Here is a 15,561-nt window from a genome sequence, read left to right on the forward strand (position 1 = left end):
ATCAGGCTCCTGGCTTCGCTTCCGCGGCCTTGCGGAGCGACGTGCGGTAGAGATAGAAGCAGAGAGCGAGGAAGCCGGCCACCGAAACCATCTGCGAGATCGATTCGATATCGTAGAAGGGGGTCTTGATGCGGTTTTCCGCGTACCAGGGCAGAAGGCGCAGGGCCGCGCCGAAGACGCCGCCCAGCGCGCCGCCCGCCATGAGGCCCGAGGCGATGATCACGCCCCGTTCCCGCATGGTCCGGCCCGCGGCGCCGCCGGCCTTCTCGGATTTCTTCGTGACCAGGTAGGACAGGAAGCCGCCGACCAGCGCGGGCGAATTGAGCTCGAGCGGCAGGTACATGCCGAGCGCGAACGTGAGAGCTGGAACGCCGAGCATCTCCATCATCACGGCGATGAGCGCGCCGACGCCGAACAGGATGTAGGCCACGGGCTGGCGGCCCACGAAATTCTCGACGAGCACCTTCATGATCGAGGCCTGGGGCGCGGCGAGCACCGTGCGGGTGTCGTTCGCGGCCTGCTCGCCGAACTGGAAGACCCGCGCCAGCATCACGATGGTGATGCCCACCGCCACCGACGCGGCGATGACGCCATAGAACTTCACCTTCTCCTGCTGGGCCGGGGTGGATCCCAGCCAGTAGCCGGTCTTCAGGTCCGTGATCGTCTGTCCCGAAACCGAAAGCGCGGTGCACACCATACCGGCCATGGCCATCACGAAGAACATACCCGTGGGGCCCGAGAGGCCGAACTTCAGCAGCACCACGCAGGAGATGATGATGGTGAGCATCGTCATGCCGGAGACCGGGTTGCGCGCGGTCGTGGCGATGGCGTTGGCGGCGACCGAGGCGAAGAAGAACGAGAACACCAGCGTCAGGCCCAGGCCCACGACCAGCACGGGCAGAGTGGGCTTCAGGGATCCGAAGAAGACCGCCATGCCGAGCGTCGTGACGATGGTTCCGATGAGCATGGACATCACGCTGATGTCCCGGTCGGTCCGCTCGGGGCCCTCATGCTGTTCGCCATGCTTGAAGGCGCGGGCGGCGATGGAGAAGGATCCCGCGACGATCTTCAGGGATTTCAGGATGCCGAAGATCCCGGCCGTGGCGATGGCGCCGACGCCGATGAGCCTCACGTAGCCGCGGAAGATCTGATCGGCCGTCATCATCGCGATGGGGGCCTTGGCAGGATAGACAGCTATTTCAGGGAAATTCCTACCGACCATCCAGATGAGCGGAACCAGCACAAGGTTCGAGAGGACGCCGCCGGCGCAGAGGATCATGGAGGAGCGGAGGCCCATCACATAGCCCAGGCCGAGGATGAACCCCACGGCGTCGAACCTCAGGGCCAGCTTCGCCTTCTCGGCCGCGGCCTTGACCACCGGGATGAACTGGAAATCGACGGTCTCTTTCCAGACCTGGAAGGTGGTCACGAAAAAGTCGTAGATGCCGGCGATGGCGGTGGACTGCAACAGCAGCTTCGCCTCGGAACCGCCCTTCTCGCCGGTGACCAGCACCTCGGTGATGGCGGTGGCTTCCGGATACGGGAACTTGCCGTGGGTCTCGCGGACGAAGTAGCGCCGCAGCGGAATGATGAACAGCACGCCGAGGCAGCCGCCGGCGAGGCAGATGAAGATCGTCTGCAGGGGATGCGGATTCAACTGGAGGGTGTAGAGGGCCGGCAGCGTGAAGATGGCGCCGGCCACCACCGAGCCCGAGACGCCGCCGATGGCGGTGATGATCACGTTCTCGAGCAGGGTCGAGCGCCGGGCGTAGATCCGCGCCAGGCCGATGGCCAGGATGGAGATCGGAATGGCCGCCTCCATCACCTGTCCGACCTTCAATCCTGAATACGCCGAGGCGACCGTGAACAGGACGCAGAGGAAGATGCCCCAGCCGAGCGAACGCCGGGTCACCTCCGGCAGGGCCTGGCTGGCGGGGACGATGGGCTGGTAGGCCTCCCCCGGGGCCAGCTCGGTGTAGGCGTTTTCAGGCAACGAGGTCTGCGGCGTTGACTCGGGCGCGTCCATGCGGACTCCTATGGGGGTTGGGATTCCACACGGGCGGAAACTCCCATGGAGTGTACCAGTGGACTTTTCGATTGGCGGTGAGGACGGGATCACAACCCGGATCCGCCCCCGCAGACGCGCTGCAGGCGGTCCCCGCCTGAATTCCTACAGCGAGACGCTGATGGCGATGGAGATGCCTGGATGGCGCCGGTTGTGGAGGTAGTAGCCATCGCTGTAGTCGACGTAGACATCGTCGTCGGCATACCAGGTCTCGGACCAGAATTCGGGCCAGGGATCCACGATGAGGAACCAGTAGTTCCCGTAGCGGAAACGCGGGTAGCCCATGTGGATCATGGGCCGGGTCCGGATGCGGAACCAGCGCTCTGGGCCGAAGTGCAGCCGGAAGTGGGATTCGGGGATGTAGTAGCCGCCGTAGCCGCCCCGGTGCGCCCAGGTGCGGTGCTCCGACTCCCACGAGCGGGCGCGGTGCTCCCGCCAGGTCGGGTGAGCCCCCCAGGCGCCTTCGGCCCGCCAGCCATGGCTGCGCTCCCAGGCCTGGGCCTGGGCCCTGCTGCGGGAATGGGGCGCGTTGGGGTTGCCATGGGAAAGATTCGTGCTCCCTGGATCCGAAGGAGCCGAGCGGGGATGGGGGCGGGACTGGGTGGTTCCCCCGGGTTGTCCGTATGGATCGGACCGGGGCAGGGGGCGGGGACGGGGCATGGGCTGGGGCCGGGCATCCATGGGCGGTTCCGGGCGACGCTCCCGCCTTTCCCGCTGATCCTCCCGCCGCTCCTGCCTGTCCTCCCTGCGCTCCTGCTTGTCCTCCCGACGCTCCTGCCGGTCCTCGCGCCTTTCCTGCCGATCTTCCCTGCGCTCGGGCCGGGCTTCGCGCCGTTCCTGCCAGGGCCCTTCCAGGGCCGGGACCTGCAGACCCGCTCCTAGGGCAAGGGCAAGCGTGCATTGGCGGAGGAGGGAGCGATCGAGCATGGGGAACCTCATCTGGGTTGGAAGGCTGGCGGTGCACCAGCATAGGGCCGACGTTCCGGCCATGCCAACGGGAAGCTGGATCGATAGGAAGGCTTCGGGGTGGCCCGGCGCGTCTGGCCTTCCCCAGGCTTCTGGATCTATACTCGGCGCAATCCCGGAGAAGGAACCCATGGCCAACCAGTGGTATTACGCCCAGAACGGCCAGCAGTTCGGGCCGCTCCCCGGGGAACAATTGCGCAACATGCTCTCCAGCGGCGCCCTCCGGCCTTCGGACCTGGTGTGGTCGGATGGACTTCCCGCCTGGATGCCCGCCGGCCAGGTGCCGGCATTGCTGCCCGCTCCGGCCGCCCCCGCGCCCGCCTACGTTCCCGCGCCCGCGCCCCGCCCGGCCCCCGCCTATGCGCCCCAGGCCTCGCCCGCGCCCCGCCCGGCCCCTGCCTACGCGCCCCAGGCCTCCCCCGCGGCCTACGGGCACTCCGGCGAAGTGGGGGAGGAAGTGGTGGCGATCCTGAAGCGCACGAAACCCTGGGTGCGCTTCCTGGCGGTGCTTGGATTCATCGGCCTCTTCCTGCTGGTGATCGGCTGCCTTGCGATCATGGCGCTTCCCGTGGGCCCGATGGGGTCCATGCCCATTGGACCCCGGATCGGCGCCGCCTTGGTCTACCTCTTGATCGGGCTTGTGCAGTTTCCGGCGGTGCTGTTCCTGAACCGCTATGCGAGCCGGATCGCGCGCCTGGCCTCCAGCGGATCTCCGATGGATCTGGAGGATGCTCTCCGCGCCCAGAAATCCTTCTGGAAGTACCTGGGCATCCTCACCTTGGTGATGATGATCCTCTACGCCCTCGCCCTTGTGGGTGTGCTCATCTTCGCGGGGGCTTCGTTCCTGGGCCGTTAGCGGGGGCGCGGACACGGGGGGCTGCTGTGCCGAGGAAACCAGAAGCTGTGGCGGAACCGCGTTGCGCTCAGGCCGGGAGCGATCCGATTGTCGTCGCCGGCCATGGATAGGCAGGCCTCCTTCTCCAGCGCCGAGATGATGGGGTGGATCCGCGAAATGGCGTCCTTCGGCCCCAGGCGGGCGGGTTCGCCCGCGGGGCTCGCCAACGAGGAGTATCTCCTGGGGAAGCTGCGGGAGTTCGGCCTTTGCAACATCCGCAAAGAGGCCATTTCCGTCGAATATTACGAGCCTGGAAATTCATGCCTGGAGATCGAATCGGAGGCGCGCTACAGGCCTTTCGATGCCCAATGGATTCCCCACTGCCGCTTCACGCCTCCGACTGGCATCGAATCGAAACTCGTGTATGCCGATCCCGGCGCCTTCATCCATTCCGGGGATTGGAGGGGCAAGGTGGTCGTCACGGAGATCGGATTTCCGCTCCTGGATGTCGGGCTGATCGGCAAATTCTCGATGGGGAAATACGATCCGGAGGACAGCCTCCGGCATGTCAAGCACCCGGCCACCTGGGTGCGGCTCGGCTGGCACCTATACCGGAAGGCAGTGGAACGCGGAGCGGCCGGATTCATCGGCATCCTCAAGGACCAGCCCGGCGGCTCCTGCCGGATGTACGCTCCCTACGGGTTCAAAGAGAATGACATCCTGGACAAACCCATCCCCGGCTTCTGGGTCCGCCGCGAGGACGGCCCGGAGATCCGCCGACTGGCCCGGGACGGGGCGAAGGTCCGCCTGATGCTGACCGGTGAACGCAGACCCTCCACGACCCACAACCTCATCGGCGAAATACAAGGGGAGACGGAGGAGTGCGTCATCCTGCACTGCCATCACGACTCGCCCTTCGTGTCGCCGGTGGAAGACGCCTCCGGCTGCTCGGTCATCCTCGCCCTGGCGCGGCACTTTGCCCGCGGCGTTCAACCGCGGCGGAAGCTCATCGTGCTCTTCACCGCGGGCCATTTCTACGGCTCCATCGGCACCCGCAGATTCATCAGGGACCATGCTGGGGACGTGGTGCCGAAGGTCGCGCTGGAGATCACCGTGGAGCATGTGGCCAAGGAGGCGGTCGAGGATGGGCAAGGTGGGCTTGTGGCAAGCGGCCTCGCCGAAGGCACCGGCGTCTTCCTGCCCTTCAACCAGGCCATGGTCGATGCGGTGCTGGGCAATCTCAAAGACAACGGCGTCGACCGCACATTTCTGCTCCCACCCGAAGGCCCGCTCGGCTCCTACCCTCCGACCGACGGGGGCGATTGGCACCTGGCCGGCGTCCCGCTGGTGAACTTCATCTCGAATCCGGTCTACCTGCTGAATGCGGAGGACGATTTCCGCTGGGTGATGGAAACCCGGTTGCCAAAGATCGCCGGCGCGGTCGCGGGGATCGTGGAGGCGACGGAGAAGCTCTCGAAGGCCGACATCGCGGCGGTGGATTTCGCCGCCTACAAGCTCAAGATGAAGGCCATCAAACACCTCGTCCAGATGAAGACCACGCGATTCGGGACGCGGCCGGTCCATTGAAGTCTTTTGCGCCTCAGACATCGTTCCGCATCCTGCCATTCTTGAGTCATGAGCGACCTTGACCTCGAGCTGGATTCAGCATTCGACCCCAACGCTTTTCGGAGCTTGGGGCACCGCGTCGTGGATCTCCTGGCGGAGCACATGGCGGCCGTCGCCCGGCGCGAAGGCCCCGTGCTGCCGGCCATGTCGCCCACGGAGTCCCTGGCACGCTGGCCCGCGGATTTCCCCGCCCGGGGCGGCGCCGACCCCTTGGCGCTGCTGGCCCAGGTGGTGACCGACAGCAACCACCTGCACCATCCCCGGTATGTGGGCCACCAGGTGACCTCGCCTCTGCCGTGGAGCGCCCTGCTGGATTTCGTCGGCGCTTTCCTCAACAACGGCAGCGCGGTCTACGAGATGGGACCGGTCTCCACGGCCATGGAGCGCAGCGTGATCCGCTGGTTTGCGGGCCGCATCGGATTCGATCCGCTAGCCGCCGATGGCGTGCTCACCCATGGCGGCAGTGCGGGCAACCTCACGGCGCTCCTTGCAGCCCGGCAGCACGCAGCGTCCAGCGATGTGTGGGAAGAAGGTGTCGCGTCCGCTGGCGCGCTCCGCCTGATCGCCTCGGACCAGACCCATTACTCCGTTCGGCGCAGCGCCCAGATCATGGGCCTGGGCGGCCGGAGCGTCGTGTCCGTGCCAACGGACGCCCGCTTCCGGATGCGTCCCGAGGCCTTGGCAGCCACGTTGCAAAAGGCAAAAGCCGAGGGTGCCACGGTGGTGGCGGTCGTCGCCAGCGCGGGTTCCACGGCCACCGGCGCCATCGATCCCCTCGATGCCATCGCCGATCTCTGCGCAGATCATGGGGCTTGGATGCACGTGGATGGCGCCCACGGCGGGGGGGCGGTGGTTTCGGATCGACTCCGGACAGCGCTCCGCGGCATCGAGCGGGCGGATTCCGTGGTGGTCGATGCCCACAAGATGCTGCTGGCGCCTGCGCTGGCCACGCTGGTTATCTTCCAGGATGGACGCCGTTCCTTCGAGACCTTCAGCCAGCAGGCAGCCTACATTTTTGGGGGCCAGGATCCCGCGGAGACCTGGTTCGACCTGGCCCAACGCACCCTCGAATGCACCAAGCGGATGCTGGGCCTGCAGGTCTACGCCTCCCTGAAGGTGCTCGGAACGGACTTCTTCGCGGCCTACGTGGAGCGCATGTATGATCTGGGCCGGACCTTTGGCGAACTCGTCGCGCAACGGCCCCATTGGGAACTGGCCACGGCGCCCGAAGGCAACATCGTCTGCTTCCGCTATGCACCGCCGAATGTTCCAGACGCCGACGCCTTCCAGGCCCGCGTCCGCGAAAGCATCGTCCGCGAGGGCTCCTTCTACCTGGTGAAAACCACTCTGCGCGGCACGACCTACCTTCGCTGCACCCTCATCAATCCGCGCACGGAATTGACAGATCTGGAGGCCTTGCTGCAACGCGTGGAAACCGAAGGCCTGAAGCATCCATCCATCACTCTCCCAAACATCCCGGATTTATGAAATGGGCCGGGTGCGATCCACCTGCCTCAACAGGTGATTGCGGCCCCCCAGCGGTTCTGCCAGCCTTCGGTGATGCGAATCCTTCTCTCGTTCTTCATCCCCGCGGTGCTTTGCGGCCAGGCTCCGGCCTGGATCCGCCAGGAGGCTTCCAAGCTCCAGCCCCAGGTCGTGGAATGGCGCCGCGATTTCCATGCCCATCCCGAATTGAGCAACCGCGAGGTCCGCACCGGCGCCAAGGTCGAAGCGATCCTCAAAAGCTTCGGCATCGAGACGCGGCGCATCGCGGGCCATGGCGTGGTGGGTGTGCTCAAGGGCGCGCTTCCTGGGCCGGCGGTGGCCCTGCGGGAGGACATGGATGCGCTGCCCATCCAGGAGGTGGCGGACGTGCCGTGGAGGTCCACGAATCCGGGCGTGATGCATGCCTGCGGCCACGATGCCCATAGCGCCATGCTCCTGGGCGCGGCGAAGCTGCTGGCCGCGCACAAAGCAGAACTCCGAGGCACCATCGTTTTCCTTTTCCAACCCGCCGAGGAGGGCGCCCCGGTCAACGAGGAGGGCGGCGCGCGGCGCATGATCGCCGAAGGCGCGCTGGAACATCCAAAGGTGGAAGCGATCTACGGCATGCACCAGCTCCCCGAAGCGCCCATCGGAACCCTGGGATGGCGCTCAGGCCCAGTCATGGCGGGCAGCGACACCTGGCATCTCACCCTTCACGGCGTCATGAGCCACGGCGCGGCGCCCCACCGTGGCAATGACACGATCCTGATGGCGGCCGAGGCCATCCAGGCGCTCCAGGCCATCCGCAGCCGGCGCATCAATCCCGTGAAGCCCTTCGTGTTCACCGTGGGCACCATCCACGGCGGCAACCGCCACAACATCATCGCCGACAAGGTGGAAATGTCGGGCACCATGCGGACCTTTGAACCCGCCGTGCGCGAGCGGGCCATCGCCCTGATCCACGATACTTTGAAGGGCGTCTGCGCCATCCATGGCGGGAGCTATGAATTCAAGCTGGATGCCGACTCCAACCCGCCCGTGGACAACGATCCCCGCCTGGCTGCCGCAGTCCGTCCTTTGTTAGCCAACCTGGGCAAAGTGGTGGATCAAGCACTCATCATGGGCGCCGAAGACTTCGCCCACTACCAGCGGAAAATCCCCGGCTACTTCCTGTTTCTCGGCACCGGCAATCCCGCCAAAGGCAGCCTCAGCGGCAACCACACCCCCACCATGAACCTGGACGAAGACGCCCTCCAGACCGGCGTCGCCGCATTGGCGGCCATGGCGTGGGGGCACCCGGATATCCGTCCCTAGCATCGGGCTAAAGCATGACTGGTCCCGTATCTCGCATCGGCATCGACCTTGGCGGCTCGAAGATCGAACTCGCAGCTTTCGGGGCGGAGGGGCAGGAACGCTTCCGGAAGCGGGTGCCCACTCCCCAAGGGGACTACCAGGGCACACTCACCACCCTGCACGACCTGGTGCTCGAAGCCGAGCAGGAGCTGGGCCATCCGGCCACGGTTGGCGTCGGCACCCCCGGTTCGCTTTCTCCGCTCACGGGCCTCGTCCGCAACGCCAATTCAACCTGCCTGAATGGCCAGCCCTTCAAACAGGATTTGGAGGCCCTCCTCGGCCGGGAAGTCCGCATCGCCAATGATGCGAACTGCTTCACGGTTTCCGAGGCCAGGGACGGTGCCGGGGCGGGAGCGGATGTCATCTTCGGGGTCATCCTCGGCACGGGTGTCGGAGGAGGCCTCGTCGTGCGGGGCAAGCTGGTGGCGGGAGCCAACGGGATCGCCGGAGAATGGGGGCACAATCCCCTTCCAAACCCCGGAGCAACGGATCATGCGCCGCCGCGCTGCTATTGCGGCCGCGACGGATGCGTGGAGACCTACCTTTCCGGGCCCGGCCTGGCGCGGGATTACCGAGTGGCCACCGGGAGAGTGTCCACCCCGGAGGCCATCGTCCGGGGAGCGGAAGGCGGCGACCAGGCCTGCTCCGCGGCCCTGGACCGCTATGAAGCGAGGCTGGCCCGAAGCCTGGCCTCGGTCATCAATGTGCTGGATCCGGATGTGATTGTCTTGGGCGGGGGGTTGTCCAACATCCGGCGGCTCTACGAGAACGTGCCGCGCCTGTGGATTCCGCATGTGTTTTCCGATGCCGTCGCCACCCGTCTGTTGCTGAACCGGCATGGCGACTCCAGCGGGGTCCGGGGCGCGGCCTGGCTATGGGAATGAGCAGTCCGGATCCTGAGCCTGGACGCCCGGACAGGGTCTAGCGATTCCTGTTTTCTGCACTCGTATGGAAACGGGTTCCATGGGTCATTCAGAGCCCGGCGGGAAGTTTCGCTGGCTCGGGCGCCATCCCCCGCCACCTGGCCCAGCGGAGGCGCAGGCGGTCCATGTAGAGGTAGATCACCGGGGTGGTGTAGAGGGTCAGAAGCTGGCTGAAGAGCAGGCCGCCCACGATGGCGATGCCCAGGGGGCGGCGGAGTTCGGCGCCGGTGCCCATGCCGATGGCCAGGGGCAGGCCGCCCAGCATGGCCGCCATGGTGGTCATGGTGATGGGGCGGAAGCGCAATAGGCAGGCCTGGAAGATGGCTTCTTCGGGGCTCTTGCCTTCGCGGCGTTCCACCTCGATGGCGAAGTCGATCATCAGGATGGCGTTCTTCTTCACGATGCCGATGAGCAGGATGATGCCGATGAAGGCGATGACGCTCAGTTCGGTTCGGAAGGCCAGAAGGGCCAGCAGGGCGCCCACGCCCGCCGAGGGCAGCGTGGTCAGGATAGTGAACGGATGGATCAGGCTTTCGTAGAGGACGCCCAGCACGATGTAGACGATCAGCAGGGCCGCCAGCAGCAGCAGGGGCTGGTTCGCCAGGGAAGCCTTGAAGGCCTGGGCCGTGCCCATGTAGCTTCCGCGGATGGTGCCGGGCAGGCGGATGGATTGTTCGGCCTTGTCGATGGCGGCCACCGCGTCGCCAAGGGCCACGCCTGATGGGAGGTTGAAGGAAAGCGTGACCGAGGGCAGCTGGCCCTGGTGGTTCACGGAGAGGGCGGTGTTGCGCCGTTCCAGCTTGGTGAAGGCGCCCAGGGGCACCAGCTTCCCAGCCGTGGAGCGGACATAGATGCTGCGCAACCCTTCGGGCGTCTGCATGAAGGGATCATCCACCTCCATCACCACGTGGTACTGGTTCAGCTGGGTGTAGGTGGTGGACACGAAGCGCTGGCCGAAGGCGTCGTAAAGCGTATTGTCGATGGCCTGGGTGGAGATGCCCAGGCGGGCCGCGGTGGCGCGGTCGATGACCAGGGAGGCTTCCAGGCCTTTGTTCTGGAGGTCCGAATTCACGTCCGTCAGTTCCGGAAGGGTGCGCAGCTTCTGCATCATCTTCGGCGCCCAGTCGAAGAGCTCACTCGCATCATCGCCTTGGAGCGTGTATTGGTACTGGGTTTTGCCGGGCCGTCCGCCGATGCGCAGATCCTGGACGGGTTGCATGTAGAGTGTGGCGCCGGGGATATGGGCGGTCTTGCCGCGGAGCCGCGCGATGACCGCGTCGGCGTTCTCGCGGCCCTTCCGCTGTTCGAGGGGTTTCAGGGACGAGAACAGACGGCCGGTGTTGCCGCCGCCCACGAAGGCCGTGACATTTTCCACCGAGGGATCTTTTTGAACGATCTCGACGAACTCCGTCATGACGCGTTCCATGCTGCGGAAGGAGATGTCCTGCGCGGCCTCGATGGAGCCCGTGATGCGACCCGTGTCCTGCTGGGGAAAGAAGCCCTTGGGTATCACGATGTAGAGGATGATCGTCGCGACCGCCGTGGCGATGGCGGCGGTCAGCGTGGCGCGTTGATGGCACAGCACCCAGGCCAGGGAGGTCTTGTAGCGCCCCATGATCCATTGGAAGACCCGCTCGCTGGCCTGGAACACCTTCCCGTGGGTCTCGGTGCGTGAGGGCCTGAGCAGCCGCGAACACATCATCGGCGTGGTGGTGAGCGACACCACCATGGAGATTACGATGGCGACCGAGAGTGTCACCGCGAATTCCCGGAAGAGCCGGCCCACGATGCCGCCCATCAGCAGGATGGGGATGAAGACGGCGATAAGGGAGGTGCTGATGGAGATGACGGTGAAGCCGATCTCCTTGGCGCCATGGAGGGCGGCCTCCATGGGTTCCATCCCGGCCTCCATGTGGCGCGTGATGTTCTCCACCACCACGATGGCGTCATCCACCACGAAGCCTGTGGCGACGGTGAGGGCCATGAGCGACAGGTTGTCGATGGTGTAGCCCAGCAGGTACATCGCCCCGAAGGTGCCGATGAGCGAAATGGGCACGACCACGCTGGGGATGAAAGTGGAGCGCACGCTGCGGAGGAAGATGAACACCACGAGGATGACCAGGGTGATGGAGATCATCAGCGCCCGCTGGACATCCCGCACGGATGTGCGGATGGTGCGGGTGGTGTCGATGAGGACCTTGAGTTCCATGGCCGGCGGCAGGAAGGCCTGCATCTCCGGAAGGACGGCCCGCACCCGGTCCACGGTCTCGATGATGTTGGCGTCCGGCTGCCGGAAGATGGGCACGATGATGGCGGGCACGCCGTTGGACAGGGCGGCGTTCTGGATGTTCTCCACGGAATCCGTGACCCGGGCGACATCGGCGAGCCGGAGAGCCGCGCCGCTGCGATAGCGGAGGATGATGTCTTTGTAGGCATTCGCATCCATGAGCTGGTCGGTGGTGTCGAGGGACCAGGTCGAAGCCTTGGTGGAGAGATCGCCAATGGGCCGGTTGATGTTGGCGGCATTGATGGCGAAGCGGACATCCTCCAGCGAGAGGCCGTTGCTGTTGAGCGCGACAGGATTCACATCCACGCGCACCGCGGGAAGGGCGCCGCCCCACACGAACACCTGGCCCACGCCTTTCACCTGGGACAGCTTCTGCTGCAGCACCGACGAGGCGATGTCGTACATGCGCTCGCGGGGAATGATCTTGGAGGTCAGCACCAGCATCAACACAGGTGAGTCCGCCGGGTTGACCTTGCGGTAGGACGGATTGTTCGGCAGGTTGGCGGGCAGATCGCCCCGGGCTGCGTTGATGGCCGCCTGGACGTCGCGGGCGGCGGCGTCGATGCTGCGGCTGAGGTCGAATTGCATGGTGATGTTGGTGCCGCCCAAGGAACTTGCCGAGGTCATTTCGGTCACGCCCGCGATGCGTCCGAACTGGCGCTCCAGCGGCGTGGCCACCGACGATGCCATGGTTTCAGGGCTTGCGCCCGGCAGCCCCGCCTGCACCTGGATGGTGGGGAACTCCACCTGGGGCAGCGGCGATACCGGCAGGAACTGGTAGGCGATGGCGCCCAGCAGCGCCAGCGCGACGGTCAGCAATGTGGTGGCCACCGGGCGGCGGATGAATGGCTCGGAAATGCTCAAAGCAGGGGGCCCGCGATCACGATATCGGTTTCAGCTTCGTCGGTCTCGGCCCTCACGCGCCTCAGGCGTCGCGAGAGCCGGTCGAAGGCCAGGTAGATGACCGGCGTGGTGTATAGGGTGAGCACTTGGCTGAAGATGAGTCCGCCGACGATGCCGATGCCCAGCGGGCGACGCAATTCGGCGCCGACGCCGGAGCCCAGGGCCAGGGGCACGCCGCCCAGCAGCGCCGCCATGGTGGTCATGATGATTGGCCGGAAACGCAGCAGCGAAGCCTGGTAGATGGCTTCCTGCGGGGGCAGGCCGTCCTTGCGTTCAGCTTCCAGCGCGAAGTCGATCATCATGATGGCGTTCTTCTCGACGATGCCGATGAGCAGGATGATGCCGATGAGCGCGATGACGCTGAAATCCGTACGGCACAACATCAGCGACAGCAGCGCCCCGACGCCCGCCGAGGGCAACGTGGAGAGGATCGTGATGGGGTGGATGTAGCTTTCATACAACACGCCCAGCAGGATGTAGACCGTGAGCACCGCCGCGAGGATCAGCAGCGGCGTGTTGACCAGGGAAGCGCGGAAGGCCTGAGCGGTGCCCTGGAAACCGGCCTTGATGCTGGGTGGCAGGTCGACCTCCGTGCGCGCTTTCTGGATGGCCTTTACGGCATCGCCCAAGGAAACCCCGGGCGCCAGATTGAAGGAGATGGTGGCCGTAGGGAACTGGCCTTGATGGTTCACGGCCAGAGGCGCGGTGGCGGTTTCGATCCGGGTAAAAGCGCTGAGAGGAACGGCTCCGCCTGAAGCCGACCGTACGAAGATGTTCGAGAGGTCCTCGGGCCGCTGCTGCAGGCCCGGCGTCGCCTCCAGCACGACGCGGTACTGGTTCAGCTGGGTGAACATGGTGGACACCTGCCGTTGGCCGAAGGCGTCATAGAGCGCGTCGTCGAGCATCTGGGGCGTGATGCCTAAGCGCGATGCGGTGGTGCGGTCCAGGATGATCCGGGCCTGCAATCCCGCGATCTGCTGATCGCTGGCCACATCCCGGAGTTCCGGAATGGCTTGGAGGCGGTCCACGAAGCGCGGCACCCATTCCCCCAGCTCCTTGGCGTCGGCGTCCTCCAACGTGTATTGGTACTGGGTGCGGCTGACGCGGTCTTCCACGGTGAGATCCTGCACCGGCTGCATGTACAGCTTGATCCCATCCACCTTGGCGAGCTCGGGCTGCAATCTCCGGATGATGTCGCTGGCGCTGAGCTTCCGCTCATCCAGAGGCTTGAGGTTGATCTGGATGCGGCCGCTGTTGAGGGTGGTGTTCGTGCCGTCGATACCGATGAAGGAGGACAGGCTTTCCACACCGGGATCCTGGAGGATCACCTTGGCTAAAGTCTGCTGCCGTTCGGCCATTGCGGTGAAGGATACCGACTGCGGCGCCTCGGAGATGCCCAGGATCACACCCGTGTCCTGCACCGGGAAGAAACCCTTGGGAATGGCGAGGTAGAGCAGCACCGTGGAGGCCAGCGTGGCGACGGCCACGACGAGAGTGGCCGTCTGGCGCTTGAGCACCCAGGTGAGGGTGCGGCCATAGAAGGCGATGATGCGTTGGAAGATTCGTTCCGATGATTGATAAAAACGACTCTGTTCGGATGGCGGAATATGATGCAGCAGCTTGGCGCACATCATCGGCGTCAGGGTCAGCGAGACAACGGCGGACACCAGGATGGTGACGCTCAGGGTGATCGCGAATTCCCGGAAGAGCCGGCCCACGATGTCGCCCATGAAAAGCAGCGGGATCAGGACGGCGATGAGCGAGACGGTGAGGGCCAGGATGGTGAAGCCGATCTGGGCGGAGCCCTTCAGCGCCGCCTGGAGCGGCGTTTTCCCATCCTCGATGTAGCGCGAGATGTTTTCGATCATGACGATGGCGTCGTCCACCACGAAGCCCGTGGAGATCGTCAATGCCATGAGTGTGAGGTTGTTCAGGCTGTACCCCAGCAGGTACATCACACCGAAAGTGCCCACGAGCGACAAGGGCACCGCCACGCTGGGGATGATGGTGGCGGCCAGGGTGCGCAGGAACAGGAAGATCACCATCACCACCAGCGCGATAGTCAACAGCAAGGTGAATTCCACGTCCTCCACAGAGGCCCGGATGGTGGTGGTGCGGTCCGTCAGGATGGTGAGCTCGACAGAGGAGGGCAGGGAAGCCCGGAGCTGCGGCAGCAATTCCTTGACCCGGTCCACCACCGCGATGATGTTGGCCCCGGGCTGGCGCTGGATGTTCAGGATCACGGCCGGGGTCGCGTTCTTCCAGGCCGCCAGCCGTGTATTCTCGACATCGTCGATGACCGTGGCCACGTCGGAAAGGATGATGGGCGCGCCGTTCTTGTAGGCCACCACCAGGGGCCGGTACTCCTCGCTGGTGAGGAGCTGGTCGTTGGCGCCGATGGAATAGGCTTGCCGGGCCCCGTTGAAGCTGCCCTTGGCCTGGTTCACATTGCTCTGGCCGACGGCTGCGCGGACATCGCCGAGGGTCAGGCCGTAGGAGGCCAGGGCGCCGGGATTGGCCTGGATGCGGACCGCGGGTTTTTGACCCCCGCTGATACTGACCAATCCGACTCCTGGCAGCTGCGAAATCTTTTGGGCCAGCCGCGTGTCCGCGAAGTCCTCCACCTTCGACAGCGGCAGCGTCTTCGAGGTGAGCGCCAGGGTCAGGATGGGCGCGTCGGCGGGGTTGGTCTTGCTGTAGATGGGCGGATTGGGGAGGTCCCGGGGCAGGTAGGTGCCCGCGGCATTCACGGCCGCCTGGACCTGCTGTTCGGCCACATCGATGTTGAGGTCCAGCACGAACTGCAGCGTGATGATCGAGCTGCCGCCGGAGCTGGTGGAGGACATACGGTTCAGGCCGGGGAGCTGGCCGAACTGGCGCTCCAGCGGAGCGGTGATGGCCGAGGCCATAACGTCGGGGCTGGCACCCGGATAGAAGGTCACCACCTGGATGGTGGGGTAGTCCACTTGGGGCAGGGCCGAGACGGGCAGCTGGCGGAAGGCGAGGATTCCCACCAGCAGCAGCCCCGCCATCAGCAACGAGGTCGCGATGGGCCGCAGGATGAAGGGGCGCGAGGGATTCATGCTCGAGGCCCGCCATGGTTCAGTTTGGAAAGAAA

General features: G+C 65.3%; 9 protein-coding genes. 5 read left to right on the forward strand and 4 right to left on the reverse strand.

Going from position 1 to position 15,561, the window contains the following annotated elements; genetic code table 11:
* Position 1: 1 nt before the first annotated feature.
* On the reverse strand, positions 2 to 2,026 hold the full coding sequence (locus tag IPQ13_13550; protein ID MBL0211916.1) for an oligopeptide transporter, OPT family: 2,025 nt from the start codon (positions 2,024 to 2,026) through the stop codon (positions 2 to 4).
* A gap of 144 nt (positions 2,027 to 2,170) precedes the next feature.
* Entirely contained in the window at positions 2,171 to 2,992 is an 822-nt protein-coding gene (locus tag IPQ13_13555; protein MBL0211917.1) for a hypothetical protein, read from the reverse strand.
* Between the two features lie 169 nt (positions 2,993 to 3,161).
* Between IPQ13_13555 and IPQ13_13560 the strand changes: the two genes are divergently transcribed.
* The 5 genes from IPQ13_13560 to IPQ13_13580 all read left to right on the forward strand — a co-directional run bounded on the left by IPQ13_13560 (position 3,162) and on the right by IPQ13_13580 (position 9,214).
* Positions 3,162 to 3,887, forward strand: coding sequence for a DUF4339 domain-containing protein (locus IPQ13_13560; protein ID MBL0211918.1), 726 nt, complete (start codon positions 3,162 to 3,164; stop codon positions 3,885 to 3,887).
* 156 nt (positions 3,888 to 4,043) lie between these two features.
* Positions 4,044 to 5,453 carry a M28 family peptidase gene (locus IPQ13_13565; GenBank protein ID MBL0211919.1) on the forward strand — a complete coding sequence of 470 codons (1,410 nt, stop codon included), beginning with the start codon at positions 4,044 to 4,046 and terminating at the stop codon, positions 5,451 to 5,453.
* Between the two features lie 48 nt (positions 5,454 to 5,501).
* Entirely contained in the window at positions 5,502 to 6,980 is a 1,479-nt protein-coding gene (locus IPQ13_13570; GenBank protein MBL0211920.1) for an aminotransferase class I/II-fold pyridoxal phosphate-dependent enzyme, read from the forward strand.
* A 72-nt stretch (positions 6,981 to 7,052) separates the two neighbouring features.
* Complete coding sequence (locus IPQ13_13575; GenBank protein ID MBL0211921.1) at positions 7,053 to 8,291, forward strand: amidohydrolase; 1,239 nt, start codon at positions 7,053 to 7,055, stop codon at positions 8,289 to 8,291.
* Positions 8,292 to 8,305: 14 nt separating this feature from the next.
* Positions 8,306 to 9,214, forward strand: coding sequence for an ROK family protein (locus IPQ13_13580; protein ID MBL0211922.1), 909 nt, complete (start codon positions 8,306 to 8,308; stop codon positions 9,212 to 9,214).
* A gap of 88 nt (positions 9,215 to 9,302) precedes the next feature.
* Here IPQ13_13580 and IPQ13_13585 read toward each other — a convergent pair whose 3' ends face one another.
* Together IPQ13_13585 and IPQ13_13590 are read right to left on the reverse strand one after the other, a co-directional pair.
* Positions 9,303 to 12,404, reverse strand: a complete 3,102-nt coding sequence (locus IPQ13_13585) for a multidrug efflux RND transporter permease subunit (GenBank protein ID MBL0211923.1) — start codon at positions 12,402 to 12,404, stop codon at positions 9,303 to 9,305.
* Positions 12,401 to 15,526 carry an MdtB/MuxB family multidrug efflux RND transporter permease subunit gene (locus tag IPQ13_13590; protein ID MBL0211924.1) on the reverse strand — a complete coding sequence of 1,042 codons (3,126 nt, stop codon included), beginning with the start codon at positions 15,524 to 15,526 and terminating at the stop codon, positions 12,401 to 12,403. The genes IPQ13_13585 and IPQ13_13590 overlap by 4 nt, the downstream gene beginning before the upstream one ends.
* Positions 15,527 to 15,561 lie beyond the last annotated feature (35 nt).

This window comes from Holophagaceae bacterium (assembly GCA_016720465.1).
Lineage (GTDB): Bacteria > Acidobacteriota > Holophagae > Holophagales > Holophagaceae > JANXPB01.

What these genes read in the sequence shown, in the direction of transcription:
- IPQ13_13550 (MBL0211916.1), bottom strand. Translation starts at nt 2,026, where the DNA reads ATGGACGCGCCCGAGTCAACGCCGCAGACCTCGTTGCCTGAAAACGCC.
- IPQ13_13555 (MBL0211917.1), bottom strand. Translation starts at nt 2,992, where the DNA reads ATGCTCGATCGCTCCCTCCTCCGCCAATGCACGCTTGCCCTTGCCCTA.
- IPQ13_13560 (MBL0211918.1), top strand. Translation starts at nt 3,162, where the DNA reads ATGGCCAACCAGTGGTATTACGCCCAGAACGGCCAGCAGTTCGGGCCG.
- IPQ13_13565 (MBL0211919.1), top strand. Translation starts at nt 4,044, where the DNA reads ATGGCGTCCTTCGGCCCCAGGCGGGCGGGTTCGCCCGCGGGGCTCGCC.
- IPQ13_13570 (MBL0211920.1), top strand. Translation starts at nt 5,502, where the DNA reads ATGAGCGACCTTGACCTCGAGCTGGATTCAGCATTCGACCCCAACGCT.
- IPQ13_13575 (MBL0211921.1), top strand. Translation starts at nt 7,053, where the DNA reads ATGCGAATCCTTCTCTCGTTCTTCATCCCCGCGGTGCTTTGCGGCCAG.
- IPQ13_13580 (MBL0211922.1), top strand. Translation starts at nt 8,306, where the DNA reads ATGACTGGTCCCGTATCTCGCATCGGCATCGACCTTGGCGGCTCGAAG.
- IPQ13_13590 (MBL0211924.1), bottom strand. Translation starts at nt 15,526, where the DNA reads ATGAATCCCTCGCGCCCCTTCATCCTGCGGCCCATCGCGACCTCGTTG.